The sequence below is a fragment of the Leuconostoc sp. S50 genome (assembly GCF_016624925.1).
Lineage (GTDB): Bacteria > Bacillota > Bacilli > Lactobacillales > Lactobacillaceae > Leuconostoc > Leuconostoc pseudomesenteroides.
Map to the genome: position 1 here is coordinate 57,006 of NZ_JACVUE010000003.1, position 26,448 is coordinate 83,453.

Here is a 26,448-nt window from a genome sequence, read left to right on the forward strand (position 1 = left end):
CTGTTGCAATATTGCCAAGTTCACTATAATGTGGCACTGTGCTGTCCCATACAACTGAAACGCCACTTTTTGGAAAACGAATTGATGGTTTATGGTACGCTGCCTGTGGATTGGGTCAACAATCATTACAATACCAATATTTATCGCCTTTAGCACATGAACCCAATCGCCAACACACACCAAAACCATTCGCAACAGCCATTTGAGCACGATACTTTAACGTCTTAGCACCACTTAAATTATTTAGAAGTTGTCCCAAATTTATGCCAAACCAGTTAGCACCGCCGCTATGATTATCAAAGTTTTTAACGTACCGAACACTTTCATCGAAAGATAAATAGTACATATTTCCTTTACCAACAGCATGCGGTTTTGGTAGTGCATTACCTGCCACGGCACCACACGCTTTGTGTGTTATTGGTATCAACAAAATTGTGATTATGCCTAATATGATAACTAATTTTTTCATGTATACCCTCTCTATCGGTGCGGTAGTCAATACTTTTTTGCACCTTGCTGTTTTTTCCTATCAGCGGACCTTGCTCTGAAGGCCAATACTAGTGAAAAAATCAATAACATGCAGGCCATTTGTATATCTATTAAAAACTCAGGTACTGCCATTCCAAACATACACCATGCACTATCACGTAAAGTTACTGTTTCTCGCCAGTTCATAAATTTCTGCCACATATTAGTTTCGTTTGTATTTTAGCAAAACTCACTTTTCGTTGCGTTGCTTAGCTTCTTTAGAATTAGCCAGCACGGCGTATATTACTGATCCCAAAAGCATCGTAATCGCCCACTGCATATCAACAAAAACACCAGAAACGGCGACTCCTAGAAAAAAAGCTGACATTTCACGATAGCTCGTACCAGGTGACAACATTTTTATTTTATCCCACATCAGCGTGCTCCTTAGTATGCCGTTTTATTGCCATTAACACTTATCCGACTATTGTATTCTTACAGTCTTTTATTTTTCTCTATTTTCTGTCTTTCAAAGATATTAATCCACATATTGCTGAAAAAAATAGATATGTATAGCCGTCTGCTGCATCAATTCTAAAAGAGGCCATTGCAAAGCCAAAGAAAAACCACGCGCCATCTCGATAATTAACTTTTTTAGACAATTTTTTAAAGTTCGCCCACATATCAACTCCTTTTGGTAGCCAGTGCAGCACCACAAAATAACCAAGCTAAATCACGATAAATCAGTAGTTCTGAATAGTAGAATTTTATTTTTTGCCACATCATAGTTCCCCTCTTAATATGCTGTTTTATTGCCATTGTCTATTTGCGTAAATATTTTCACTCAACCATTCATTTTTCATTAATCACCCCCTAATAAATCATATTTATTGCCAATAATGTTATTTCAGTGAACTTTTGTGACTTTAATGTGAATAAATGGATATTTTTATGTGCGCATAAAATGAGAAAAATCAATATCATATCCGACCACTTCGTCATTATGATAGCAATGGTTTATGGTACAATAAGAAAAACTTGAAGGACAATTACCATGGAAGAATTATTTGGCATGATTTTGGTATTCTCAGACACGTTATTTGATGTTGATGATGACAAACCATTTGGATTTAGATTCTGGCTCGCGCTAGTCGTCTGGGCTGTTACGGTTTGTGCTTTTGTCATTGCACTTTACATGTTCATCATATTTGTACCCAGCTTATTTAATCACCCTCTAACTCAGTTTTGGTGCGTGTGTGTTGGTATAGAAACTTTATTTGGTGGGGTGTCTTATTTTTTAGGATGGCGCACTGTAATTTGGGCTTTGCAAATTAAAAATAATATTCAAGCCCACAGTTCACATCAACACCACAACTAAACGAATACTTTAATTATGCCGGTAGACAATTTTTAAAATTAACCGTAGGACAAAAAAAACATGACTTGAATTACCTTCCAGTCATGTTTTTTTGAGATGTTAATTTGGATAAGTACCACACGTCATATCAACATGTTACTGTGCTCATGAAATATTGTTACCCGAGATACTGCGTTTAATGAGCACTGTCAATTTTGCAACGATTGTAATCCATATACTTAGTTTTATTAACAGTCACTGTTAAAATTTCAATCAATTTACTGCATGAAAAAAGCGTCATATCAAGGTTTTTACAACTTGATACAACGCCATTCAATGGTTAGTGGAGAAGAAGGGATTCGAACCCTCGCACGCTTTAACACGTCTACACCCTTAGCAAGGGCGCCTCTTCAGCCGCTTGAGTACTTCTCCATAACAGATAATACTATACCAGAATTTCCCGATGATAGCAATACCTGTTAACACTTATACCGTCAAACGCATTTTTTGAGTAGCCTGACGGATCAACACTGTAGCTAATACCACAACAAGTATTTTGATCAATCCTGATAATACGAACGGTGTCACACCAGCTGCAATTGCTGCTGTTGCACTCATGTGCGTACTGATAGATAACCAAATTGTACCAATCGCCAAATTAACGACCACTGCTACAACGTTGGCAACAATCAATGCCAAAATGTTTGAGGTGTGCTTAATTGTCAACCCAATGATTGGTGCATAAAGCAAGAATGACCACAAATAGCCGGCCGTTGGTCCAATCAAGACGGCAAAACCACTAGAATATCCTGCAAAGACTGGCAAACCAAGTGCGCCAAGTACAATATAAAGTCCAATTGCTGTTAAACTAACCCGCGTTGACGCTACTGAAGCTACTAATGCAACAATTAAAGTTTGTAGTGTCATTGGCACTGGTCCAACATTAATTGATAGTGGTCCAATAATCAGTAAAAGTGCGGTCAAAACCGCTGTAATCGCAATTCGTTGTGTATTATTTTTCATTTCTTCCCCTTAATGAACACCTTCGTTACATCACCACTGATGAATGGTGTTAAGTTTTCATCATGTTTCAATAATAATTCACCCCGTGTACCAATGTCAAGAACTTGTCCAGAAATTTCTTGGTTATTTGTCAGTAAAGTGACCATCTTATCCTTTAAATATGAATGCTGACGGTAATAATCAAGATGTTGACCAGCTTGATATCCAGATATATTTTGAACAATTCTTTCAAAAATCGCGGCAACTAACGCATTGCGATCCACGTCCACACCGAGTGTTGTTACAATATCTTCCAAATCAGATGGCACCGCCGTCGGTAAAATATTTAAACCGATACCGATAATCACCTGTGTTATTTTACCCGAATTTAAAATACCTTCAACTAAGACACCACCCATTTTACGATCATGTAGGTAAAAATCATTGACCCACTTCAATGACACTTGAATCCCAGTCATTTCAAAAAGAACTTCTGCCACAGAAACCGCCACCCCTGTTGTTAAGAGACCAGCGTCAAATTCGCCCGCAATATCAAAAACATAAGTTTGATAAACGCCTGCGCCTCGCGGTGAAAAGAAAAAGCGTCCCTTTTTACCATAACCAGCGCGCTGCTGATTGCTCACAATGCCAAAAGGTCGTGACACGCCCTGTTTGAGCATATCACGACCTATTGTCATTGTTGAATCAACCACATCAATCACAGTAATATCGTCATGCATACCTGTTTGAGTAAGTAAATTCATTTAATCTGATTCCTTTTTATAACTTAATGCTGCAACGTTCAATTCCTTGTCCCCAAGTCCTTGTGTAAAGCTGGTCTCGTGAGACACAATAATGACATTGCCTTGAAACTTGTCAATCGCTGCGCGCAAAGCATTCTTAGTACCTTCATCCAAATGGTTAGTTGGCTCATCTAAAATCAAGAAATTACTTGGTTTCATTTCCATGATTGCCAACTTAACTTTGGTTTGTTCACCACCTGAAAGTTGTTGCAATGGTTTTTGGGCATTTTCGGCATTGATGCCTGCTGCAGCTAAGCGCGTACGCAAGGCTTTTGGTTCCAATGTTGGAAAACGATCTTGCATTTCCTGCAACGGTGTCTTGCTATCATTATCCCAAGCCAAATCTTGGTCAAAATAGTTAACAACCGCTGACGGGGAAAATTCAGATTGACCGGCTAATGCAGGTATGACACCCAAAATTGATTTAATCAAAGTTGATTTACCAGCGCCGTTAAAACCTTTAAAGACAACTTTTTGCCCAGTGGTAATTGAAAAGGTCACGGGCTCTAGTACTGGTGTCACATAGCCCACAGACAAATCACTAACTGTCAACGCGTTAGCTGACTGTGAATTAACATAGGGAAAATTAAATTTAGCTTGTAATGTGTCAGAAGGTGGATCAACACGATCCATGCGCGCCAACATTTTTTCACGAGACTTTGCTTGCTTCGAAGTTGAAGCACGTGCCTTGTTTTTGGCAATGAACTTTTGTGCTTTTTCAATTTCTGTTTGTTGCTTTTCGTACTGACGCAATTGTTGTTCGGCGCGTTCGTCTTTTTGACGCATAGCCTTTTTAAATGAACCACGGAATTTAGTGATTTTACCAAATGAAACATCAATGATTGCGTTAGTGACTTTGTCTAAGAAATCAAAGTCATGGGAAATAATCATTGCTGAACCTTCAAAGGTTTGCAAAAAGTCTTCCAGCCATTCAATGTGTGCCACATCCAAATAGTTGGTTGGCTCATCCAAAATAATCACGTCGTCATTTTCCAACAAGAGCTTGGCCAAAATGACCTTGGCGCGCTGTCCACCAGACATAGCTTCCAACTCACGCTCACGTCCAATAGCCTCTAATCCCAAACCAGAAATCACACGCTCAATTTGCGTGTCGACCTCATAAAAGCCTGCCGCATCAAGTTCTTCTTGCATGCGACCAGCGCGTTCGAGCAATTTATCAGACAACGTTTCGGCATACTCATTGTAAAGTGCCGTGATACGATCTTGTTTGTCATAAAGGTCTTGATAAGCGGTATGCAAAAAATCAACCAGCGTCATACCCTCTGGAATTTCTGCATACTGGTCCAAATAACCGATTTTCAAGCCTTTTTGCCAATCAATTTTGCCTGATAATGGGAGTTCTTGCCCAGTGACAATCTTAATGAGTGTTGATTTGCCGGCACCATTTTGTCCAACAATTCCCATGTGTTCGCCGCTTTGAAGCTCAAACTCTGCGTCTTCATATAAAGTTTTTTCTGCGTAGGCCATGGTTAGGCCGTTTACTTCTAATAATGCCATAACTATAAGTTTATCACATTTTAAATCAACATTGAGTATGTGTGTGGTATATTGCCTGGATTATCAGCCAATATTTCCTTGCGCGTTAATTTGGCTCTCTCTTTAACGAACTTTGACATCTTATTCATGCCAGCAATTTCGTATGCTGGTACAACAGACATTGCTTGTGTGTAGCCACCTTCAACATCCCCCTGAAGCATTTTCAACAACCCTTTGCTAAAAATCAATCTTAACCGTTGCGTCGTTAAATCAGTCATGAACTCGTCCATGCCATTCATTACTGACTCTTCTAAGGCTAACATTTCAGCTGCACCCGCAATATCTGCATAAATCAAACCATTAAAAGCAGTATAAATAATATCAACTAAACGCATCTGTTCTGTTCGCAATTGTGAATAAAAATGTGCCCGTTTAATGGCTAAACGTCCTAGTGTTAACAAGTCTGTTGGTGACATCCCCGGATAAAATAAAGTAAAAATGTCTAGTTCAATTCGCCCCCAAGTTTCAGCTTGCTTGAGAAAATCAACAGCTGGTTTGACATGCTTTTTTACTTCAACACGATTATAGAACTGCTCATTCGTTTCTTTGTCTATGCCGTACTTCAGCATCAAACCAAATTCACGCATAAAACGAGCGCCAATCCCACCACGACCATGTTTTAAATCATTAGTTGCTCGTGTAATCATCGCCTCAAGTTGTTGCATTTCTTTTGGTTCACCGGTTTGCACGCCCATTTCATGTAGTTTTGTATAAATATAATTATCACTACGATCACCACCAAGAAATAAGAATTCATCATGGCTAACACCCATGTCGGCTAATAATTTGTCTAAACGATCAGCCGACATCCGTGTTTGACCGCTTTCAAATTTACCAATCAATGATCGTGAAATATTGGGTTGCTCGAGGTCAACAATTTTCAAGCCCTTATCTTCTCGCAAGCGTTTAAATGTCGCGCCATAATCAATCATAGTTTACCTCACAATTCAAAACGCAGAATGCGTGTATGTTGTTGCCCGTGCTTCACTTGATCTTCAAAAGCTAACCAGTCCTGTGCTGAGAAGCCAAAGAATGTATCAAATGTCAAACCAATTTGTTGGCTTACAGTTGTCAATTGTTCAAAATCTGCTCGACCTTTTGCAATTTGACCTTCAGCAAGCGCTTGTAACGCCTCAGCTAACCGGTATTTCAAATGATTATCAGCATTATTTCGAGCTGTCATTTCTCTGGACATAAGTGTCAGGATTTCAGCTGATAATTGCGTATCAGTGTACACAGTCGCAAAGAAAACTGAATTTAACAAACGAAACATATAATCTTCATATACAGCTTGCTGCTGATACATGGCAATTTTTTGTACCGCCAACTGAACTAATGGTCGTAGCTCTGAGGCGCTGATCATTGAGGCAAATCGGGTCAATATTTTCATCTCAAATTCACCCCATGTATCAACTGACAATAAATAATTTTTTGCTCGGCGACCACCTTGTAACAAACGTTGAGAAACATTTGTCATATTAGCATGTTGTGCTAAGTGTTGCACATCAAGTAATGTTTGAAAGAAATCTAGCGCCAACAACACCGGCAATCGCTGTGTCGTATGCGTTAATTTCTTAGCTAATAATGACACATATTGAGCCACAACTGCGCTGTTACGCGTTAAATCAATTGTTGCCTGTTCGGTTATTTGTGTAAATAAATCATCAAACACTTGCGCAGAAAAATTGTTGGCTAGCGCAAAAAATTCTAAGGGGCTGACATTTAACCGCTGCAATATCCTTGTGAAGTGTTCTAACGATATGTTGGTGTCACCTTTTTCAAAACGAGCCAAAAAGGAGGCAGATACAATATCCCCCGCTGTTTTTGCTAATGTCATCTGTTTGCCAACACGCAATTCATGCAAAACTTCGCCATAATTTGTCATTTGATACCTGCTTATTTTTAAAAGTTGTCATATATGTCACTTATATCGTATTAACAACAAAATCAACTATGCTTACTTTACTAACTGTTGTGTACAGATGATTTAAAGTAGAATATATTCTCTTATTTTTCTTTAATTTATCTTACCGTGTACACTTAATTTATTCAAGTCAAAAGGAGTATTGCTAATGCAGGTTTTCAAAGTCAACAAAGCATTTCGTGTGATGATTATAGCGCAGTTCTTTAATAATATTGGGAGCAGTTTTTTTAACATTGTTTTTTTAATTTATGCCGCTACCCTACCCAATAAAACGCTCGCAGTAACATTAGTGGCATTCGCTGAGTTCTTCCCGTCGCTATTATCAGTTGTGATGGGAAATTTGGCAGACAAAACTAAAAATCATCTGCGCGCTTGGTCATTTGCCCGACTATCGCAAGCCGGTATATTCTTAATTGTAACTGTTATTTTAACATTATGGCATGGTCGGTTTGACAGTTTTATCGTGCTACTAATACTTATTTTTTTCGCTGATACCATTGGTTCATACAGTAATCTATTAATGACCCCCGTATCACGATATATTTTAAGCGATGATCAATTACAAAACGCAATGGGATTGGAGCAAGCAGTCAGTATCACGGTGAGTTTAATTGGCGGTTTTGCCGGCGTGGGATTATTGGGATTACTACATCAAGATTATGCCGCTTTTAGCTTGATCAATACGTTCATGTTCATCCTCGCTTGGTTGATCATGACTGTCAATCGTCACCACTTCAAACAAGCCGAAGCACATATTGAAACAACACAACGTCCAAAATCAACGCAACCCATGTGGCACGACTTAAAAATGACTTTTTCGTATGTTTATCAAGACAAGCTGTTCTTTCAGTTAATGCTATTAGCCACTGCTGTTAATTTTATCGGCACCTCGCTAAATGGCGTATTTAATGTCACACTTTTACACGAAAAAAGCCTGCTCATTGGTAGTTTTGGCACTACCGTCGCGATGTTTGGCGCTATCTTTTCAACTGGGATGTTGTTAGGCTCTCTCCTGCCCATACCTTTTCTGAGTCATCTAACGACTAAGCAATTACTAGCCGTAGCGCTGACTGGCGTACTAGGCTTAGAGCTCGTGCCAATTATTTATCCAAACGGCAGTGTATGGATGATTATTTCCTTTGTCGTTGCTTATTTTAACGCGCAAGTCAATCCAAAATTTGGTGCTATTTTAATGAAACGCATTGATCAAAACAAGCTGGCAAGTGTCAGTGGTTTGCTCAATACATTTGCTTTATCAAGCGCGCCAGTTGGTCAGTTCTTGTTCCTTGGTATTGCAAATTTGATCTCACCAAATATCTCGTGGTTAATCATGGCGATTGTGACATTGATGACTGTTGTATACATCATTTTAACCCGTCAACATGACATTGAGAAGGTTGAAAAAACCGGTGAAACAGCTATACTATAAGTATTATGAAACCAAGAAAACTCAACATTAAAACAATTCCTGCTCAAGATGTTAACCGCGCCTACCGTTTTTGGCGTGATGTATTCGACCTACCACAATCTGGTCACGCAAGTGGTCGCCACTTAATGATTGATGGTGATGATATTATTTTTGTAGCCGGTGAATCAACAGATCGACTAGAAATGTTGATTAGAGACCATCAAGATGAGTTAAAGCAACATCTTCGAAATAATTTTATTCCGATTGTAGGCAAGCCCGAGCCACGTTTCGGCAATAAAATCGCCTTTAAAATCCATGACTCCGAAGGTAATTTAATCACACTTGAGGCAAATCAATAGTTAAAAAAAACGAGATACAAATTCTGTATCTCGTTTTTATTTGATTATAGTGCTGTGAAGTCAAAGACTTTACGTCCAGTAATGTTACCAGCCTTCATCTCATCAATCACATCATTCATATCCTTGAAATCAACTGTTTCGACGATTGGCTTAACTTTACCTTCAGCCCCAAATTGGAAGGCTTCTTTCAAATCGGCACGAGTACCAACAAGCGATCCTCGAACTTCAATGCCGTCTAATACTGTTTTAGCAATATTGAGTGCCATATCACCTTGTGGCAAAGCAACAGCTACTAACTTACCCATTGGGCGCAAAACATTAACAGCTTGTGAGAAAGCTGCATCATTAACAGCAGTTACTTGCGCGTTATGCACACCACCAGTTAGTTCATTAACCTTAGCAACCACATCTTCGGTCTTACGGTTGACCAACACCTCAGCACCGTTAGCCTTAGCAGCAGCCAACTTGTCATCGTTACCATCAATAACGGCTACGTGTGCGCCAAATACATTATGAGCATATTGCACAGCCAAGTTACCTAAACCACCAGCCCCATGAACTGACACCCATTCACCTGGCTTTGTTTCACCAACTTTAAGTGACTTATACATTGTCACACCGGCACAAGTGATTGATGTTGCTTCAACTGGATCCAAACCTTCTGGTACTTTCACTGCATATTTTGAGTTGACAACAACTTGTTGTGACATCGCCCCATCAATCGTGTAACCTGAGTTACGAACTTTACGGCAGAATGTTTCATTACCTGAAACACAGTAGTCACAAACACCACAAGCATCATAGAACCAAGCAATTGATACGCGATCACCAACTTTAAGATAATCACCGGCACCTTCGCCTAACTTTGAAACACGTCCCACACCTTCATGACCGATAACACGACGGAATTGACCATTGCGTTCACCAATTTCGTTTGGATTACCAAAATCACCATTAGCACAGTGCAAATCAGTGTGACAAAGACCAACGTATTCAACATCAACCAAAGCATCACCAAAGCCTAGCGCACGTGGTTGCCAATCATCAATTAAATCAACATACCCATCATTCACTTCACGAACAACTGCTGCTTTCATGTTTAACCTCTTTCATATATGTGAATTTATTTACAAGTAAATTGTAACCATAAAATTCATATTTGTAAATAGTTTTTATGTAAAATTTACATAAAATTCTTTTATAAAGTGACGTGTTTCACTAACAAATGTATAGAGAACCTCTACGGTTTCTAAAAATAAAAGTTGGATTACGAGAATTTTAAAACTAACTTGCCTAAAACGTGTTGACGACTATGGAATTCTTTCAGATTAATCACATTAAATGGCGCCACTTCAGCAATATTGACTTTCACATCACCACTGGCAACCATCTGCAACAATTCCGCCAATTGCTGACCATTTGACTTCATAAAACTATGAGTGACTCTTGGGTCATCATTATCATCAACTATGGACACAAGTCGACCTTCGAGTTGCAACACGTTCAAAGAATCAGTTAGTGTTTTACCACCAATGGTATCAAGCACGACATCTACTTTATCTTTAATAACAGTCGCCAAACTTTCTTTCTTATAGTCAACAACATGTAAATGCGGATTGAACGCCTTTAAGAATACGGCTGATTCCCCACTGGCGGTTGTGTATATTTTATCCGCACCGATTGCCTGAGCAACTTGAATCGCAGTAAATCCAACAGAGCCGGCGCCACCGTGAATCAATACGCTCTCACCAGGTCGTAAATCTAAATCGCTCGTCATCATTTGATAACCCGTTTGACCACCCAAAACAACTGCTGCAGCTGTTTCATAACTCACACCAGCTGGAATTTTAGCTAATTGCTTACTACTGACAGCCACAAATTCAGCGTAACTTTTGAGATGCGGTGATGCAGCAACGCGATCACCAACATGAAAATCACTTACTTCACTACCTACTGCAATAATGTCACCAGCCACAGACGAGCCATTAATCAGTGGTGTTGGTGCACTAGTTCCCATGACACCTGCACGAAACTTTACATCATAGGGATCAATAGCTGTTGCACGTTGCTTAACCAGTACCTGACTGGGCTTAATGTCTGGTGTTTTGGCATCTGTTACCTCTGCAAAAACATCGACGTCGCCATAATCTTTCATCTCTATTGCGTACATTTTTTCACACTTTCTTTTCTTCGAAATGTCTGAGTCGTTGTCACATACATTGTAAGCTAATTAGCCAATAAAATGTTAATTTTGGTTCAAATTTTTATAAAACAATTAGAAAATGACATAAAAAAAACATCACAACATTAGGAAGTCAAAAATCCATGCTGTGATGTTTTTTACTGTTTGGCTCAACTACTGCTTACGGGCTGGAAAAGTAACGTGAGCCATGGGAGGATACCAACCCGTATTTAATTTGTGATTACTTACGTGGATTACCAGAAGTAGTCAATTTATTTGAAGTAACACTCAATTTAGCGTACAAATCGTTGACAGGTGCATTTGTCCATCCCTTAACACGACCATTGACCAATTGTACATCAATGTTAGTGTAAGTAGGAATTGTGTAGGCTTCTTTATCAACAACTAACTTTTGGAAGGCCTTGATATTCTTAATCAAACTTGCATCAGAAGTTGAATTCTGTGTGTCAGTCAAATTCTTAGTCAAAGCTGCTGATGTGACATGACCAAAGTTATAAGCAGCATTCTTGCTCCAAAGTTGGTCAAATGTTGGTACTGTACCTTCACCCCAGCCACCATCAGTGATATCCCAATCATTGTTCTTTGCTGACAAAACAATTGACTGCCAAGTAGCCGCATCAACTAACTTGTCTTGATAAAGCTTAACTTCAATACCGGCTGCTTTCCATGCTGCGATGTAAGCTTTTGCTTCAGACTCAGCTGTTGAACGACCTGAACGAGCCAAGTAAGTCAACGTTAGACGCTTGCCGTCTTTAGCATAGTAACCATCAGAATCTTTCTTATAGCCTGCCTTTTCCAACAAACTATCAGCTTTCTTGATGTCGCCGTTTGCTTTTTCTTGATAACCCTTGACATTCTTATCGTAGAACAACTTCTTAGTTTCTGACTTTGAAACTAATGTGTTAGTTGTTACACGTAGACCGTTTCCATACTTAGCAACAACCGCACCGACGTTTTGTGCATAACCAACTGCCTTACGTACGTTGGCATCTTGCAATGGTGTTGAACGATCTTGAATACTTGTTCCCTTAGAATCTGCGTGTCCTAAGTTAAAGTAAAGTTCCCAATAGCCTGCATCAGCTTGGCCAGTAGCAGCATATCCCTTGGCATTATTATACTTTGACAACACCGGTGTGTTACCATTCTTCCACAATGTAGCTGGTGCTGTTGTCACAATATCAAACTTTTGCTTTGATAAGTCATTTTCAAGCTTTGACTGATCTTGGTTAATGTAATATGTGATTGTCTTCAACTTAGCTGGTTTACCCCAGTAATCACTGTTACGCACATACTTAACTGTGGAATCTGACGACACAGAAGACACTTTAAATGGTCCAAATGACAAAGGCGTTTTTGTAACTTTTTTAGACGTATCAATTGTCTTTGAACTCACATCTTTCAAATCATGATATGGCAAAGCATAATATGGTACACCATCACCCCAGTTAACAGCAGCAGGTAGACTTGTGTAAGATACAGTTAACTTCTTACCATCTTCACCATCATCAAACTTGATACCTGAAATTGACTTTGACTTACCATTTTGGAAGTCAGTTAAACCTTTAATCTTGGTATATGATTCTGTAAAGTTTCCTGAGGCCACTGTGTTAGTAGCCAAAGTTTCAAGTGAAAATTCAACGTCTTTAGCAGTGACAGCTTTACCATCCGACCACTTCAAGTTGTCGCGCAATGTAATCGTGACGGTTTTGGCATCTTTATCAACTTTCAATTTGGCTGGACCGCTACTGATAACTTTCCCGTTCTTATCAGTATAGAACAATGTATTCGATCCAGCAGGCTGCAACTGTTGGGCAGCCGCCGACCATTGTGCGAATTCTGTATACCCAGCAAACGTAATTGGCGAAGCGGCTTGTCCGGGATTAGTAACCGTCAAGTTACCACCCTTAATTGCCGTCTTAGTGTTAGTGTAATCACCCTTAAATGAGCCAACACTAACTGCTTTTGGTGTAGTGTCCTTATTTGATGTTGCTGACAATGCTGCCCAGCCACCTCCCACAACAACGACTAGGCCAACAACGCCAAAGCCAATTTTTGCACCTGTGCTTACCATATATATTCTCCCTTTTGTGTTTCTTCATTGGAATGTTCTTTTTTAAAACACTCATCATGTTAAGCAATATATCACTTATTTATTTTACTGTCAACATCATTTTCTCATTTTTATATTATTATTTTAAGAAACCGATTGTCGCTGGTCACTTGCACGCCGTGCAACTTGACCCAAAATCACAACACCAACCGTCAAAATAATCAACACAATAGTTTCTGGCAACCATAACCACCATTGCGTATAGATCGTTGAAGCTGAGTTCTGGCTTAACACAGTCAACATCATTCCGATTGAGTTAGTGCCTTGTTTTAAACCAAAACCAAGGAATGTCAAACTTGTCTCAATACCAATTGAGGTAGCCAATGTTAGTGCAAAATCCGATATAATCGTTGGTGAAATATTTGGAAAAATACCTGTAAAGAGTATTTTGTACCAAGGGGTTCCCGAAATTTTGGCCGCATCAACATAATCACGATTAACTTCAGATAACGTCAATGTTCGAACCAAACGCACGCTGGCTGGCCAACTGGTTAGTCCCAAAATCAATATTAAATTCCAAATCGACAAGCCTTTGGCCGTCGAAAAAATAATTGCTAAAATCATGATAAGTGGCATAATCAACCAGAAATCAATAATACGCATTGATAACCAATCTATCCAGCCACCAAAATAGCCGATAATCATACCAGCAACAACTGAAATAACTGTAATAATGATTGCAACGCCAAAACCAATAATAATTGAGTTTTTAGCTGAGGCAATCAACGTTAAAATAAAGTCAGCACCAGAATCTGTTGTGCCTAAGATATGACCACCACTCATAGGTGGTAGATTAGCATTCAAAATATCACTCATAGTCCCAATGTTACTTGGCACAAAGAATTGACCAATGACTATAAATAAGAATAGTGCAATTAACAAGACAACTGTCACTAATGCTAAGTTATCTTTTTCGAGTTCACGCCAGAAATTTTTAATAAAGCGTGCACCAAACCGTTGTTTTTTCATTTTAGTTTCCATGGTTCACTCCTTATTTCACTCGAATACGTGGATCAACCCAAGCTGAAATAACATCAGATAGTAAGCCACCCAGCAATGCTAAGAATCCTTGCAATAACATAACTGCTGTGATGACTGTATAATCACGGCTAGTCAGAGCTTGGACGAATAATGCACCAATACCGGGATAACCAAAGATTGTTTCAGCAAACATTGCACCACCCAGCACCCCAGTAATTGAGTAACCAATTCCTGATGCGATCGGCAGAAAGGCATTCCGTAAGATGTGTTTTCTAAAGACATCCTTAATCGTGACACCTTTAGCACGTGCAGTTCTAACATAATCTTGTGCTTGTTGGTCTAATAAGTTTGATCTCAAATATTGAAAAATACTGTTCGTACTGAACAAGGCAATCGTTAATGCAGGTAAAAACGCATATCGTAGATTACTGAAAAAGCTTGTCATAACAGTCTGTGAATCATCTATTCCTGTACCGGAGGCCGGGAAAATTGGAATCAAGTAAACAAACAAAATCATCATCAAAAAATAAAAAACAAAGGATGGTACTGCTGAGGTGATTGTATTCCACACCATCAAAATGCGGTCAATTGTTTTGTTTTCATGTCGTGCTGATAATAAGGCTTCAGAAATTGCAAAAACATAAGTTAAAATCGCCGCGATAATTCCCATTGAAATAGTTGGCCAAAGACGTGAAGCAATAATTCTCGTCACAGTCCAACCTTTGTTAACAGCGTATGATGTGCCTAAATCACCGTGAAAAACACGATCAATCCAGTGAATATATTGTTGATAGAGTGGTTGGTCCAAACCAGCCGCATGTCGCATGCGCGCAATGGTAGCTGGATCGGAGTTAGGATTTAAATTACCATAGAATGGATCACCAGGCATTAACTGCGCCAACATAAAAATCAGTATTGAAACCAAAAATAACTGAGGAATCATAATCAAAACACGCCGTAAAATCGTTCGCCACATAATTAAGCCTCTCCTTTCTTAAGTGCCGCAGAATGAGTCGGCGTAATTTGCTTTAAATCGTACGCACGTGCCCGTAAGCCATCCTGCTCATAATATGCAGCTTGATTTTCAGCAAATTCAGCTTCAACCCGCTTGCGATAAGCGCGGTTAGCATCACGTTTGCTAACATCTAGACTTGGAATTGCGGATAGTAACCGTTTGGTATAAATATGACGCGGATCATAGAAAATATCTGCCGTCGTACCCAATTCTACAAAACGCCCATTATGCATAATCGCAATGTTATCCGTCATGTACTTCACAACACCTAAATCATGCGAAATAAATAAGAAACTAATGCCGAAGTCACGTTGTATTTTTTTCATGAAATTCAAAACTTGCGCTTGAACTGATAAATCTAACGCCGAAACTGGCTCATCTGCCACAATTAATCGTGGATTGGTTGCTAAGGCGCGGGCCACACCAATACGTTGCCGCTGACCACCCGAAAACTGGAACGGATATTGCGTCACAGTTCGTGCTGGCAAACCCACAATTTCTAATAATTCTAATACACGTTTATCAATAGCATCTTGATCAAACGAACGTTTATCTCCCGCTCCCGCGCCAATTGCGTTAGGTACACCAAAGCTCTTCAAAGGTTCAGCGATGATTTCTCCGATAGAACGACGTGGGTTTAGACTAGATTGACTATCTTGAAACACCATTTGGACATCTTTGTTATAATTTAATTTCTTTTTCTGCTTGATTGTTGTAGCTTCCTCGCCATCAAACAAAATTGTCCCGCTAGTGGGGTCTTCTAATCCTACCAATGATTTGCCAATCGTCGTTTTGCCTGAGCCTGACTCACCTACTAACCCGTATGTTTGTCCTGCTTTAATGGAAAATGACACATCATCAACAGCCTTAATGTTATCCGTTACACGATTAAAGAAACCAGAACGTACCGGATAATAGACTTTCAAATTTTCAATTCTAATTAAGTCGCTCATACCTGATTTTCTCCCTCAGTAACGTCATTAAATTCAAAATTTTGCCACGCTGTACCACGAACATAGTGATGATCCCCAACTTGTTGTAGCTCATCTTTTACGTTGGCATTTACTACTGATTCATCTAACCAAGGCACACGCTGCAAAAACAAATCTTTATTGTGATCCATATCTTTTAGAGCTGGCACTGTACCTGGAATAGCATATAGCGTTTCACCTGGTTTAACATCTGAAGGATCAGCTCGCAATAACGAACGTGTGTACGGATGTTTCGGATGATTAAACAATTCCTCAACACCAGCTTTTTCAACAATCTGACCCGCATACATAACCGCGACAGTATCAGCCATTTCAGCCACAACACCTAAATCATGGGTAATGAGTAAAATACCGGCGTTCTTTTTTTGTTGGATTTCCTTAATCAAATCCAAAATTTGTGCTTGAATCGTAACGTCCAAAGCGGTTGTCGGTTCATCAGCAATGATCAAATCTGGCTCGTTAGCCAATGCAATTGCAATCATCACACGCTGACGCATACCACCAGAAAGCGCATGCGGATATTGCTGTGCGACACGTTTAGCGTCGACAATACCAACGTCATCAAGTAATCCTAACACGCGATTTGACACTTGTTGCGTGTGTTTATCATGAACAGTCATGGCTTCCGCAATTTGATCGCCGATTTTCATAAGAGGATTTAAACTTGATAGTGGATCTTGAAAAATCATGCCGACCGAAACACCACGATACTGATCGAATTGTCGTTCGGTTAAACCGATTAATTCATTGCCATTAAGTTTAATGGACCCAGTGACTTTTGTCTGGTCAGGGTTATGAAGTCCCATGACACTCATTGCAAACGTTGATTTTCCTGAACCGGATTCACCCACAAGGGCAAGAACTTCACCATGATTGATTGATAAATTAACTTTATGCAATGCTTTTTGATATTCACCGGCAATCTTAAATTCTACCGAAACATCTTGAGCATCTAACAATTTTTCTGCCATGTTACTCTTCCTTAATTTTAACCTGGGTAATATTATATCATGTATATCTAATCTTTGTACATGGTTTAGAAATCAAATTAACATATTTCTCATATAAACGACATTATAATATAGAAAAATAGCTATTTCATAAATGGTAAAGAAATCACTAAAAATGTGACAAAAAAAAAACACAGGCTCCTAGTAGAGCGCTGTGCCTTTAATCAGGTTTAACTGATAAATTTATTTTTCAGAAATTGAAGCAATACCTGGTAATTCCTTACCTTCAAGGTATTCAAGTGATGCACCACCACCTGTTGAAATATGTGTCAATTTGTCAGCAACACCCAATTGTTGTACTGCGGCAGTTGAGTCACCACCACCAACAATTGTTGTACCACCATTTTCAGTCACCTTAACCAATTCTTCACCAATTGCCAATGTACCCTTGGCGAAGTTAGGCATTTCGAACACACCCATTGGGCCGTTCCAAACAACTGTCTTAGCGTCTGACAAAGTATCTTGCAACAGCTTAACTGACTTAGGACCAATATCAAGTCCCATGTAACCATCAGGAATACCAGCTGTGGCATCAACAACTTCTGTCTTGGCATCATTTGAAAATGCATCAGCAGCAATTGAATCAACTGGCAAAACCAACTTGTCCCCAGCTTCAGCCATCAATTCCTTAGCCAATTCAACCTTATCGGCTTCAAATAATGAGTTACCGATTTTTTCACCCTTAGCAGCGTCAAAAGTATAAGCCATACCACCACCAACAATAACCTTGTCAGCTTTAGACAATAGTGACTTAACTATCTCAATCTTATCAGAAACTTTTGCACCACCAATGATGGCAACAAATGGACGAACTGGGTTAGCCACGGCGTCACCCAAGAACTTAATTTCCTTTTCCATCAAGAAACCAGCGGCTGCTTGTGAAACATTTGAAGCGATACCGACGTTTGAAGCGTGGGCACGATGTGCTGTTCCAAAGGCATCGTTGATGAACAAATCATCACCCAATGATGCCCAATACTTGCCTAACTCTGGATTGTTCTTTGATTCGTTTTTGACTTCAACGCCGTCAACAACATCCTCAAAACGTGTGTTTTCAACCATCAAAACTTCGCCATCTTGCAAAGCATTAATTGCTGATTCTAATTCTGCACCACGTGTAAATGGTACGAACTTAACGTCCTTACCTAATAATTCGCCCAATCGCGCAGCAACTGGTGCCAATGACAATTCTTTTTTATCATCTTCAGACTTAATACGTCCCAAGTGTGAGAACAAAATTGCACGACCGTTGTGTTCCAACACGTACTTGATTGTTGGCAATGCTGCCACAATACGGTTATCGTTTCCGATAACGCCTGCTTTGATAGGCACGTTGAAATCAACGCGCATCAATACTTTCTTACCTGAAAGTTCCAAATCTGAAACAGTCAATTTAGCCATGATAGCCTCCAATTTTTTATTGTTACAAACTCTATTATAAAACAAAACGCTTTAATTGTCTTGCTTGGTGTGTGAAAAAATGCACGATAATAACTACTTATGGCGTTCGGTCCTAATGACATGAACCTTTTGACCCGGTAACCCAGACATTTTCAACGTTATTGCGTCTTGTGGCTTAACCCAGACTGATTCAATCGGATGATGTTTATTCTTTAAAATATCAGACACTTCTTTCAAAACATGCCCATTCTTATCTGTCACATCATTAAATAATGTCAGTTTGGTTTTTTGTGGTGCAAAGTCAATTGAACGTCCAAGCTGTGTCACATTGTACTGATTATCAACATGTTGATTACCAACATTTGCAATATAATCACTCTGTCGCCGGAACTTTTGTCCAAAAGCCACCACTAAGTTGCAGTGCCCATCAGCATAAAAATCTTGAACAACCACCTTATTATTACCAAGATAAAAATCAGATTGCAACAATTCACCATCACTAAAATACTGTTTAGCAAATAGTCGCCCGTCACGTCGATAAATATCTTTATAGTCAATTTTGCCGTCGCCATCATACCATGTCACAGCTTGTACTAGTCGTTTAGATTGACTAAACCATCTCACCTTTGCCAGCTCACGCCCAAAACTCATGATACTTTTAGTACCATCTTGATTGACGACAATTTGACTTTCATTTGGCACAATCAAGTCTGACCACCAAATACCTTTTGTTTCATCAATTGTTGAAAAATATTGTTGCCCATACATGTCAAACACCTTATCAGGTGACAATCCCATCTTTTTGATGAGGTAAACAGCATCTTCATGGGGTGTGGCAACCCATAATTCATCACTACGCCCGAGCTTAACTTGTTCGATTTGCCAAGCAATACCATCCAATTGCGTGATCGATAAAGAATTGATGATTTCAATTTTCATGATAGCCCCTCAACAACACGCGCCCACTGATCCGCTATTTTTTTAATTTGAAAGTTTTCAGCCGTCAATGTAGCGCCCTCCGATAACGAATCATAATCTGTGAAAATAAGTTGCATCGCTGCTGACAAATGAGCAATATTGGCAGCTTCATTTTTGTTATGACGATCAAATTCTGCTAAATGACCATTTTTACCATCTTTAATCAATGATTGTGCGCCGTACAAATTAGCATAGGAGGCAACTGGTAGTGCTGCTCCCAACGCTTCAATATATGTCAGACCGAAACCTTCTGAATAAGACGCGGAAACATAAGCATCATAATTCAGCAGCTCGCGTGTAATCGACTGACAAAATCCCTTTAAAGTGATTTTGTCATTCAAATGGTAGTCGTTAATGAGCTGTTTTAATTTATCTTCTTCATTTCCCGTACCATATATTGACAAAGTGGCAGCAAAGCCCTTTTGATTAAGTTGCGCAATCGACTCAACAATGTGCGCTATCTTTTTTTCTGGGTGCAGTCGTGAAACCGTGACGAATTTTGCGACATTACCAGCCCATTTTTTTGGCGCCGCAATTTGATTAACACCACCGACTGGAATCGCTATTATTTTATGAGAATCGACTGGGAAACCGCTATCACGCAATTGTGACAATATATCTTTTTGTTGTAAGGTTGTCGCCACAATCACTCTGTCAACATCATCTAAATGATCAAACATATATTGATAATAGTTATTCCATACCGGTCGATTATTCTGATAAGACACCAAGTGAGCTGCATGCACAATGTCAACAATTTTCAACTGATAACCTCGATTTTTCAAGGTAATAAGCACTTCCTCATTGTCGGTACCACGATCAATGAAGTAACAATTATGAGTAAATTCACGTTGCAATTCCAGTAAAAAAAACATGAGTAACTCTTCAAACGTCGCAAACAAATAATCATGGTCATGAAATCCCGAAACATGAATGTTAGTCATGATTTTACCAAGCGATTCAGAATGACGATAATGCCAAGTCACACGATGTTGTCCATTTTCTAAAATGACGCGGTCATCCCCAACTAAATAAACATTTTTTTTGCTATCAAACCGTTTACTTTTCAGTATCGTCGCCTGATATTGACCCGTCGTTTGTTGATGCACTACTCTTTGCGTGTCCACAAAATCTACTAAAGTTTGCTGTCGGTACACATTTGTGTGAGCTAATCCGTTTTGCAAATATTCTGAAGGATTATCGCTCAATAAATAGTCATACAAACCAATAACTTCATTTTCCTTTAAGCGCCACTCTTTCATGTGTTCATGCAATTGCGGTAGGTAATCAGTGTAAATCAACTTGAACACCATGTTTTTTTCACGAAAACATTGGGCGCGATAAAATTGCGCGTGTTCAACACCGCTATTACCATGTCCAATTCTTTTGTTCACAAAAAAATTCATCATTGATACCTCTTACTAGGCTATTCTTATCATGATAATTATATACAAAAAAAGGAACTTTCCCAAGTTCCTTTAGCAATTGCCCCTGCTGGATTCGAACCAGCGCATGTCGGTACCAAAAACCGATGCCTTACCGCTTGGCGAAGGGGCAATAGTTAATTTATTTTGCCGTTAACTATTAAATCGGCAATGGGAGCGGTAGGATTCGAACCTACGAACCCGAAGGAACGGAGTTACAGTCCGTCGCGTTTAGCCAGACTTCGCTACACTCCCATATCTCAAACAACTATATTATAATACCAGAAAATGAGAGTGATAGCAAGCAATTTTGACATAAAAGACAAAATAAACGACGATTCGCTATATTGCACCCATTAACTAACCAAAACATATAATTGTTTGAGAACAAATCAGATGACTAATGTGTCATTTAGACCAGTCATCACCAGATTTGAACGCGTTTATCTGGCGCCAACCACATGCCGTCAGTTTCTTTAACATCAAATGTTGTGAAAAAGTCGTCAAAATTTTTTACTTGTACGTTAACACGCGCCTTAGCAGGACCGTGTGGGTCCACTGCCGCTAACAATTGCATGTACTCAGGACGTGCTTTCATACGCCAAATAGCAGCCCAATTGGTAAAGAATGCCTCCGATGAAAAATCCTCATCTCGTTTGGCAGCGGCCAAAGCAGCAGCTAATCCACCCAAATCAGCCACGTTTTCTGACACTGTCAACTTACCATTCACTTTAGCGCCATACGAATCTAAGCCATCAAATTGATCAACAACTTGCTGTGTACGTTCTTTGAAGGCAGCATAATCCGCATCAGTCCACCAATTATTCAAACTACCAAATTCATCAAATGACGCGCCATTGGTATCAAAAGCGTGAGAAATTTCATGAGCAATCACTGCACCAATCCCACCATAATTGGCTGATGAAGATTGATTTAAACTATAAAATGGTGCTTGTAAAATGGCTGCCGGAAAGAAAATTTGATTTTGTTGCGGATCATAGTAAGCGTTGACCAAGTGTGCTGGCATTTGCCATTCATTTTCATCAACTGGTTGATGCCATTGTTGCCAAGTATGGGTAATCTCAATTTGCCTAAATTTAGCTGCAGATTCAAACAATGTCGCACCTTCATCAACTGTCTTTTGTGACAAACGATCTGGCAGTTTATCAGGATAACCAATGTGAGGCACAATCGCGTTAAGTTTGATAATTGCTTTATCCCGTGTCGCCTTAGTCAACCAAGTAACGTTCTGCAAACGATTTTTATAGACATCAATCATCGTCGCTACCTTTGCTTCAACGTCTGCCTTTGCCTCTGGAGAAAATTTCTCATGTGCATAATACATACCAATCGCTTGGCTAAATGGTCCTGCTGCCAAGTAAAAAGCTGCTTTCTCGGTACTTTTAGCTTCAGGCAAGCCTTGTAAAGCTCTTGCGTAAGCGCCACCCAAGACACGCAAATCATCACTCAACAAATCAGTATATTCATTAGCAACGTTTATAAGCAGATAGTCTTTCAATAATGGCCATGCATCCTCAGAATAAAATTGATCTGCAGAAGCCCAAAAACGCTCTGCAGGTACAATGATTTTATCCGGCATCTGTCCAATCAAAGATTTGATAATATCATTTAGTGGCAACTCCGACGCTTGTTGAACAAAATTATCCCATTGATAAGGGTGATACAATTTGGCATATTCGTTTTGTTCCTCTCGGCTCAATGAAACACTTGCAATTCGGGCGTCCAAAGCAATGTAATTGTCAATCATTGTTTCCGCTTGATCACTTGAAAAACCAAACTGAGGCAATAATTTCATTTGCTGTTCACGAAATTTCGCGAGTAATACTTTAGCTTGCTCATTGTCGGGAGTGTAATATGTCGTGTCTGGCAGCAGTAATGGCAGACTACCAGCCCACAAAACATTTAGTTTGGCGTTCTTGAAATCTGGATCAATACCAAAAGGCAATGCGTTTGGCAATCCCCTTTGCTCAAGTTCAGCAATATGAGATGCAAAATCAGCAAACGATTGATAACCTTTATATTGTTCCAGCAAGGGCAATACTGGCGCGACACCAATTTTATCCCGTGTTTGTGTATCGGCCGTCAAACGATGATAAGCAATAAACTGCTGCAATATATCATCATCTGGTACGTTCTCACCGTTTTGCCATTCGTTAGTCGTTGACAACAACCACTTTTCAATCCCTACTGCTAAATCGTTAAAACCCCCAGTTGAGGGCTTATCAGCTGGTATTTCAGCTGTTTTTGCCCACTCACCGTTAATGGCTTCATAAAAATCATCTTGTAATCTTGTCATGCCAATTCTCATTTCTTTATCTTAATTAACTAATAAATATTATACACTTTTCGTTTTTGTTTACAAAAAAAGCCAACCAATAATGGTCGGCTAACAGGTGTTTATTTTTGTTGTTGCTTATATAGTTCTGCTTCTTCAGGCGTAGCCAAAACAAAATGTCCTGGATTAACTTCAATCATGCTACGCTCTTTACCATCAGTTTCAATGGTTGTATCATAATCAATGTGCTGCCTCAAATTTTCAGCTTCAGGATCTGGTACTGGAATAGCAGATAATAGACTCTTTGTATAAGGATGTAATGGATGATTATAAACTGCATCTGAAGTACCAATTTCTAATAACTTACCCCAATGCATCACCCCAATACGGTCTGAAATATATTTCACCATCGACAAATCATGCGCAATAAACAGATATGTTAATGAATGCCTTTTCTGCAATTCTTTCATTAAGTTGACAACTTGTGCTTGAATTGACACATCCAAAGCGGAAATAGGTTCATCTGCAATGATAAACTTTGGATCAACTGCCAACGCACGTGCAATCCCAATTCGTTGCCTCTGACCACCAGAAAATTCATGTGGATATCTCGTGGCGTGATCTTTGTTTAGGCCGACTAAATCCAATAATTCCTGAACTTTAGCATTTCGTTCATTCTTTGACTTGGCCAAATGGTTAATATCGATGCCTTCAGCAATAATATCACGCACCTTCATTCGACCGTTCAAGCTAGCCTGTGGATCTTGAAAGATCATTTGTGCGTCTTTGCGGAAATTAGATAACTGTTTGCCCTTAAGTTTAGTGACGTCTTCACCATCAAAGGTAATCGTACCATCATTTGGTTCATATAACTTTAAGATAGTACGACCAATCGTCGTTTTACCAGAACCAGACTCACCTACTAGGCCAAACACTTCACCTTCATAGATGTCAAAACTGACATGGTCAATAGCCCGTACTTCATTGGCCTTTCCCTTGTTGAAGTACAATTGCAAATCATTCAGCTCAACCAATTTTTTTGCTGTTTCTTCAGTCATGATTAAGCCTCCTGTCCTTGTATTTCTTCCCATCGTGCCCAACGTTTCAAAATCTGTTCGGGTGGGGTCACTTTAGGTGCTCGCTCATCAAGTAGCCAAGTAGCCGCATAATGTGTATCGCTAATTTTAAAGAAAGGTGGCTCTTCTTTACTATCAATGGCAAGTGCATACGAATTTCGCGGTGCAAAAGCATCACCTAGCGGTGGCTCCAACAAATCTGGTGGTGTCCCCGGAATAGCCTGCAATGACCCTTCAGCCGTATCAGTGGTAGGCATTGAATTTAATAGTCCCCATGTATAGGGATGCTGTGGATTAAAGAAAATTTCATCAACTGTACCATACTCAACGATTTTACCAGCGTACATGACAGCTACTCGATCAGCCATACCAGCAACAACACCCAAATCATGTGTGATAAAGATAATTGAAGAGTTTGACTGCTTTTGTAACTGCTTCATCAAATTCAAAATTTGTGCCTGAATCGTAACATCCAAAGCAGTAGTTGGCTCATCAGCTATCAAAATTTCGGGATCCGCAGCCAGCGCAATTGCAATAACAGCACGCTGCCTCATACCACCAGACCATTGATGAGGGTAATCGTTAATATGCTCTTCAGCGTTAGGAATACCAACGCCCTTCATCAACTCCAAAGCGCGAGCCAAAGCATCTTTTTCGCTCAACTCTTGATGTTTAATTAATGGTTCAGCAATTTGCTGCCCAATCTTCATTGTTGGGTCTAAACTAGTCATTGGATCTTGGAAGATCATCGCAATTTCATTACCACGAACATGTTGCCATTCTTCTTCGGACAATTCCAACAAATTTTTGTCTTTGAACAAAAGACGACTATTCTCAGGTATCACAGCATTTTTAGCATTCAGACCCATCAATGTCTTCGTTGTGACTGACTTTCCTGAGCCAGACTCACCAACAATTGCCAACGTTTCGCCTTGATTTAAATCAAATGACACGTCTCTAATGGCTTGCACCGTACCAGCATAGGTATTGAAATTGACGTGCAAATTTTCAACTCTTAATATAGGATTACTCATAAGTACCTGCACCTCTTAATCTTCACTAGCACGTGGGTCAAAGGCATCTCGTAACCCATCACCCAGCAAGATAAACGCCAACGAAATCAACACCAACACACCAGAAGGAATCAAAACCTGGTAAGGGTAGAATTGCAACATACTTTGAGCATCAGAAATCAATGAACCAAGTGAAGCCGTTGGTGGCTTAACACCCAAGTTAATGGCAGACAAGACCGCTTCAAACATGATTGCGCTTGGCACTGTCATCATGATTTGAACAATGATTGTACCAGCCATATTAGGAATCAAATGCTTAATCGCAATCTTAGTTGAACTTTCACCAAGAGATTTGGCAGCCAAGACGTAGTCACGCTCTTTCAAGGAAAGTGTCATGTTACGTACTTGTCGTGCCATACTTAACCAACCCGTAATGGCAATCGCAATAATGATTGATGTGACACCGTTTCCCAGTAACAAACCAAACATAGTCACAACAATCAAATTAGGTACAGAGGAAAGAATTTCAATGATACGCTGCATGACAACGTCAACCCAGCCACCTTTCCAACCGGAGAATACACCGTAAGTGACACCAATCAACAAATCAATAAATGTTGCTGAAATAGCGACTAACAATGAGATACGAAGCCCTACAATAACACGTTTTCCTAATGAACGACCAAGATTGTCAGTTCCCAAAATGAAATTTTCCTTAACGTTATTGTTTTTATAGGGATCAGTAGTATCTGTGGCACCAGGTTCTTTCAATTTACCATTCCACCCTGGAATTGGTAACCCTGAGTTTGGTGGTAAGTTTTTATATTTACCAACGTTATCAGAATCAAAAGCGTTAGCTTTGTTTTGTGTTACGAAAAAATTTGATACTAATGCAAAGCCGAGAATAAACACCAAAAACCAAAGTGAAATCACAGCTAGTTTATTTAATTTTAATCGACGCCAAGCATCTTGCCAAAATGACAAGGCAGGCTTAGAAATATGTTCGTTAGCTTCAGAGTTTTGTGCGCCAACGATGACAAAGTCTTCTGTATTTGCAGCCATCATGAGCCT

General features: G+C 39.5%; 26 protein-coding genes and 3 tRNA genes. 3 read left to right on the forward strand and 26 right to left on the reverse strand.

From position 1 onward, the window contains the following. Positions 1-115: 115 nt before the first annotated feature. From IAE53_RS04145 to IAE53_RS04160, 4 genes are all read right to left on the reverse strand, one after another. Complete coding sequence (locus IAE53_RS04145) at positions 116-469, reverse strand: hypothetical protein (RefSeq protein ID WP_200136064.1); 354 nt, start codon at positions 467-469, stop codon at positions 116-118. Positions 470-495: 26 nt separating this feature from the next. Continuing rightward, on the reverse strand, positions 496-690 hold the full coding sequence (locus tag IAE53_RS04150) for a hypothetical protein (RefSeq protein ID WP_200554188.1): 195 nt from the start codon (positions 688-690) through the stop codon (positions 496-498). Positions 691-718: 28 nt separating this feature from the next. Then, the gene (locus IAE53_RS04155; protein ID WP_148423382.1) at positions 719-904 is read right to left on the reverse strand and encodes a hypothetical protein; all 186 of its coding nucleotides are present in this window, start codon (positions 902-904) and stop codon (positions 719-721) included. A gap of 79 nt (positions 905-983) precedes the next feature. Beyond that, positions 984-1,151: a hypothetical protein gene (locus tag IAE53_RS04160; protein WP_200136065.1), complete on the reverse strand. Its 168-nt coding sequence runs from the start codon at positions 1,149-1,151 to the stop codon at positions 984-986. 371 nt (positions 1,152-1,522) lie between these two features. Here IAE53_RS04160 and IAE53_RS04165 point away from each other — a divergent pair, with 371 nt between their 5' ends. Next, on the forward strand, positions 1,523-1,846 hold the full coding sequence (locus tag IAE53_RS04165) for a hypothetical protein (protein WP_148423381.1): 324 nt from the start codon (positions 1,523-1,525) through the stop codon (positions 1,844-1,846). A gap of 323 nt (positions 1,847-2,169) precedes the next feature. Here IAE53_RS04165 and IAE53_RS04170 read toward each other — a convergent pair. The 6 genes from IAE53_RS04170 to IAE53_RS04195 form a co-directional block, all read right to left on the reverse strand. Further along, a tRNA-Ser gene (locus tag IAE53_RS04170) sits at positions 2,170-2,257 on the reverse strand. Between the two features lie 54 nt (positions 2,258-2,311). Further along, complete coding sequence (locus tag IAE53_RS04175) at positions 2,312-2,848, reverse strand: biotin transporter BioY (RefSeq protein WP_148423380.1); 537 nt, start codon at positions 2,846-2,848, stop codon at positions 2,312-2,314. Further along, positions 2,845-3,591 carry a biotin--[acetyl-CoA-carboxylase] ligase gene (locus IAE53_RS04180; protein ID WP_188353350.1) on the reverse strand — a complete coding sequence of 249 codons (747 nt, stop codon included), beginning with the start codon at positions 3,589-3,591 and terminating at the stop codon, positions 2,845-2,847. The genes IAE53_RS04175 and IAE53_RS04180 overlap by 4 nt, the downstream gene beginning before the upstream one ends. Beyond that, complete coding sequence (locus tag IAE53_RS04185; RefSeq protein ID WP_148423378.1) at positions 3,592-5,148, reverse strand: ABC-F family ATP-binding cassette domain-containing protein; 1,557 nt, start codon at positions 5,146-5,148, stop codon at positions 3,592-3,594. It abuts the gene before it with no gap. Positions 5,149-5,168: 20 nt separating this feature from the next. Continuing rightward, positions 5,169-6,119 carry an Rgg/GadR/MutR family transcriptional regulator gene (locus tag IAE53_RS04190; RefSeq protein ID WP_148423377.1) on the reverse strand — a complete coding sequence of 317 codons (951 nt, stop codon included), beginning with the start codon at positions 6,117-6,119 and terminating at the stop codon, positions 5,169-5,171. A gap of 8 nt (positions 6,120-6,127) precedes the next feature. Next, positions 6,128-7,072: a helix-turn-helix domain-containing protein gene (locus IAE53_RS04195; protein WP_148423376.1), complete on the reverse strand. Its 945-nt coding sequence runs from the start codon at positions 7,070-7,072 to the stop codon at positions 6,128-6,130. Positions 7,073-7,259: 187 nt separating this feature from the next. Here IAE53_RS04195 and IAE53_RS04200 point away from each other — a divergent pair, with 187 nt between their 5' ends. Both IAE53_RS04200 and IAE53_RS04205 read left to right on the forward strand, forming a co-directional pair. Further along, positions 7,260-8,540, forward strand: coding sequence for an MFS transporter (locus IAE53_RS04200; RefSeq protein ID WP_148423375.1), 1,281 nt, complete (start codon positions 7,260-7,262; stop codon positions 8,538-8,540). 5 nt (positions 8,541-8,545) lie between these two features. Further along, entirely contained in the window at positions 8,546-8,878 is a 333-nt protein-coding gene (locus tag IAE53_RS04205; protein ID WP_148423374.1) for a VOC family protein, read from the forward strand. A gap of 44 nt (positions 8,879-8,922) precedes the next feature. On the opposite strand, the gene adhP is transcribed toward IAE53_RS04205, so the two are convergent. The 16 genes from adhP to IAE53_RS04285 all read right to left on the reverse strand — a co-directional run bounded on the left by adhP (position 8,923) and on the right by IAE53_RS04285 (position 26,439). Further along, positions 8,923-9,975 carry an alcohol dehydrogenase AdhP gene (adhP, locus tag IAE53_RS04210; protein ID WP_148423373.1) on the reverse strand — a complete coding sequence of 351 codons (1,053 nt, stop codon included), beginning with the start codon at positions 9,973-9,975 and terminating at the stop codon, positions 8,923-8,925. A gap of 170 nt (positions 9,976-10,145) precedes the next feature. Beyond that, on the reverse strand, positions 10,146-11,048 hold the full coding sequence (locus IAE53_RS04215; protein ID WP_148423372.1) for an NADP-dependent oxidoreductase: 903 nt from the start codon (positions 11,046-11,048) through the stop codon (positions 10,146-10,148). A gap of 253 nt (positions 11,049-11,301) precedes the next feature. Then, positions 11,302-13,152 carry an ABC transporter substrate-binding protein gene (locus tag IAE53_RS04220; protein ID WP_148423371.1) on the reverse strand — a complete coding sequence of 617 codons (1,851 nt, stop codon included), beginning with the start codon at positions 13,150-13,152 and terminating at the stop codon, positions 11,302-11,304. Positions 13,153-13,275: 123 nt separating this feature from the next. Then, positions 13,276-14,172, reverse strand: coding sequence for an ABC transporter permease (locus tag IAE53_RS04225; protein ID WP_010295902.1), 897 nt, complete (start codon positions 14,170-14,172; stop codon positions 13,276-13,278). A 10-nt stretch (positions 14,173-14,182) separates the two neighbouring features. Further along, the gene (locus IAE53_RS04230) at positions 14,183-15,148 is read right to left on the reverse strand and encodes an ABC transporter permease (RefSeq protein WP_148423370.1); all 966 of its coding nucleotides are present in this window, start codon (positions 15,146-15,148) and stop codon (positions 14,183-14,185) included. A gap of 2 nt (positions 15,149-15,150) precedes the next feature. Further along, on the reverse strand, positions 15,151-16,140 hold the full coding sequence (locus IAE53_RS04235; RefSeq protein WP_148423369.1) for an ATP-binding cassette domain-containing protein: 990 nt from the start codon (positions 16,138-16,140) through the stop codon (positions 15,151-15,153). After that, the gene (locus tag IAE53_RS04240; RefSeq protein ID WP_010295912.1) at positions 16,137-17,150 is read right to left on the reverse strand and encodes an ABC transporter ATP-binding protein; all 1,014 of its coding nucleotides are present in this window, start codon (positions 17,148-17,150) and stop codon (positions 16,137-16,139) included. Before IAE53_RS04240 ends, IAE53_RS04235 begins: the two co-directional genes overlap by 4 nt. 222 nt (positions 17,151-17,372) lie before the next feature. After that, positions 17,373-18,590, reverse strand: a complete 1,218-nt coding sequence (pgk, locus tag IAE53_RS04245) for a phosphoglycerate kinase (protein ID WP_080518862.1) — start codon at positions 18,588-18,590, stop codon at positions 17,373-17,375. Between the two features lie 93 nt (positions 18,591-18,683). Further along, entirely contained in the window at positions 18,684-19,529 is an 846-nt protein-coding gene (locus tag IAE53_RS04250) for a glycosyltransferase (RefSeq protein WP_200136066.1), read from the reverse strand. Next, a complete protein-coding gene (locus IAE53_RS04255) occupies positions 19,526-20,974 on the reverse strand; it encodes a glycosyltransferase (RefSeq protein WP_148423708.1) in 1,449 nt (482 codons plus the stop codon). Before IAE53_RS04255 ends, IAE53_RS04250 begins: the two co-directional genes overlap by 4 nt. A gap of 79 nt (positions 20,975-21,053) precedes the next feature. Beyond that, positions 21,054-21,125 (reverse strand) — tRNA-Gln (locus IAE53_RS04260). 39 nt (positions 21,126-21,164) lie between these two features. Next, positions 21,165-21,247: transfer RNA gene (locus tag IAE53_RS04265), tRNA-Tyr, on the reverse strand. A gap of 169 nt (positions 21,248-21,416) precedes the next feature. Beyond that, a complete protein-coding gene (locus IAE53_RS04270; protein WP_148423367.1) occupies positions 21,417-23,309 on the reverse strand; it encodes a M13-type metalloendopeptidase in 1,893 nt (630 codons plus the stop codon). A gap of 101 nt (positions 23,310-23,410) precedes the next feature. After that, a complete protein-coding gene (locus IAE53_RS04275; protein ID WP_148423366.1) occupies positions 23,411-24,346 on the reverse strand; it encodes an ABC transporter ATP-binding protein in 936 nt (311 codons plus the stop codon). A gap of 2 nt (positions 24,347-24,348) precedes the next feature. Further along, the gene (locus IAE53_RS04280) at positions 24,349-25,398 is read right to left on the reverse strand and encodes an ABC transporter ATP-binding protein (RefSeq protein ID WP_010295928.1); all 1,050 of its coding nucleotides are present in this window, start codon (positions 25,396-25,398) and stop codon (positions 24,349-24,351) included. Positions 25,399-25,413: 15 nt separating this feature from the next. Further along, on the reverse strand, positions 25,414-26,439 hold the full coding sequence (locus IAE53_RS04285; protein WP_010295931.1) for an ABC transporter permease: 1,026 nt from the start codon (positions 26,437-26,439) through the stop codon (positions 25,414-25,416). Positions 26,440-26,448: the final 9 nt, after the last annotated feature.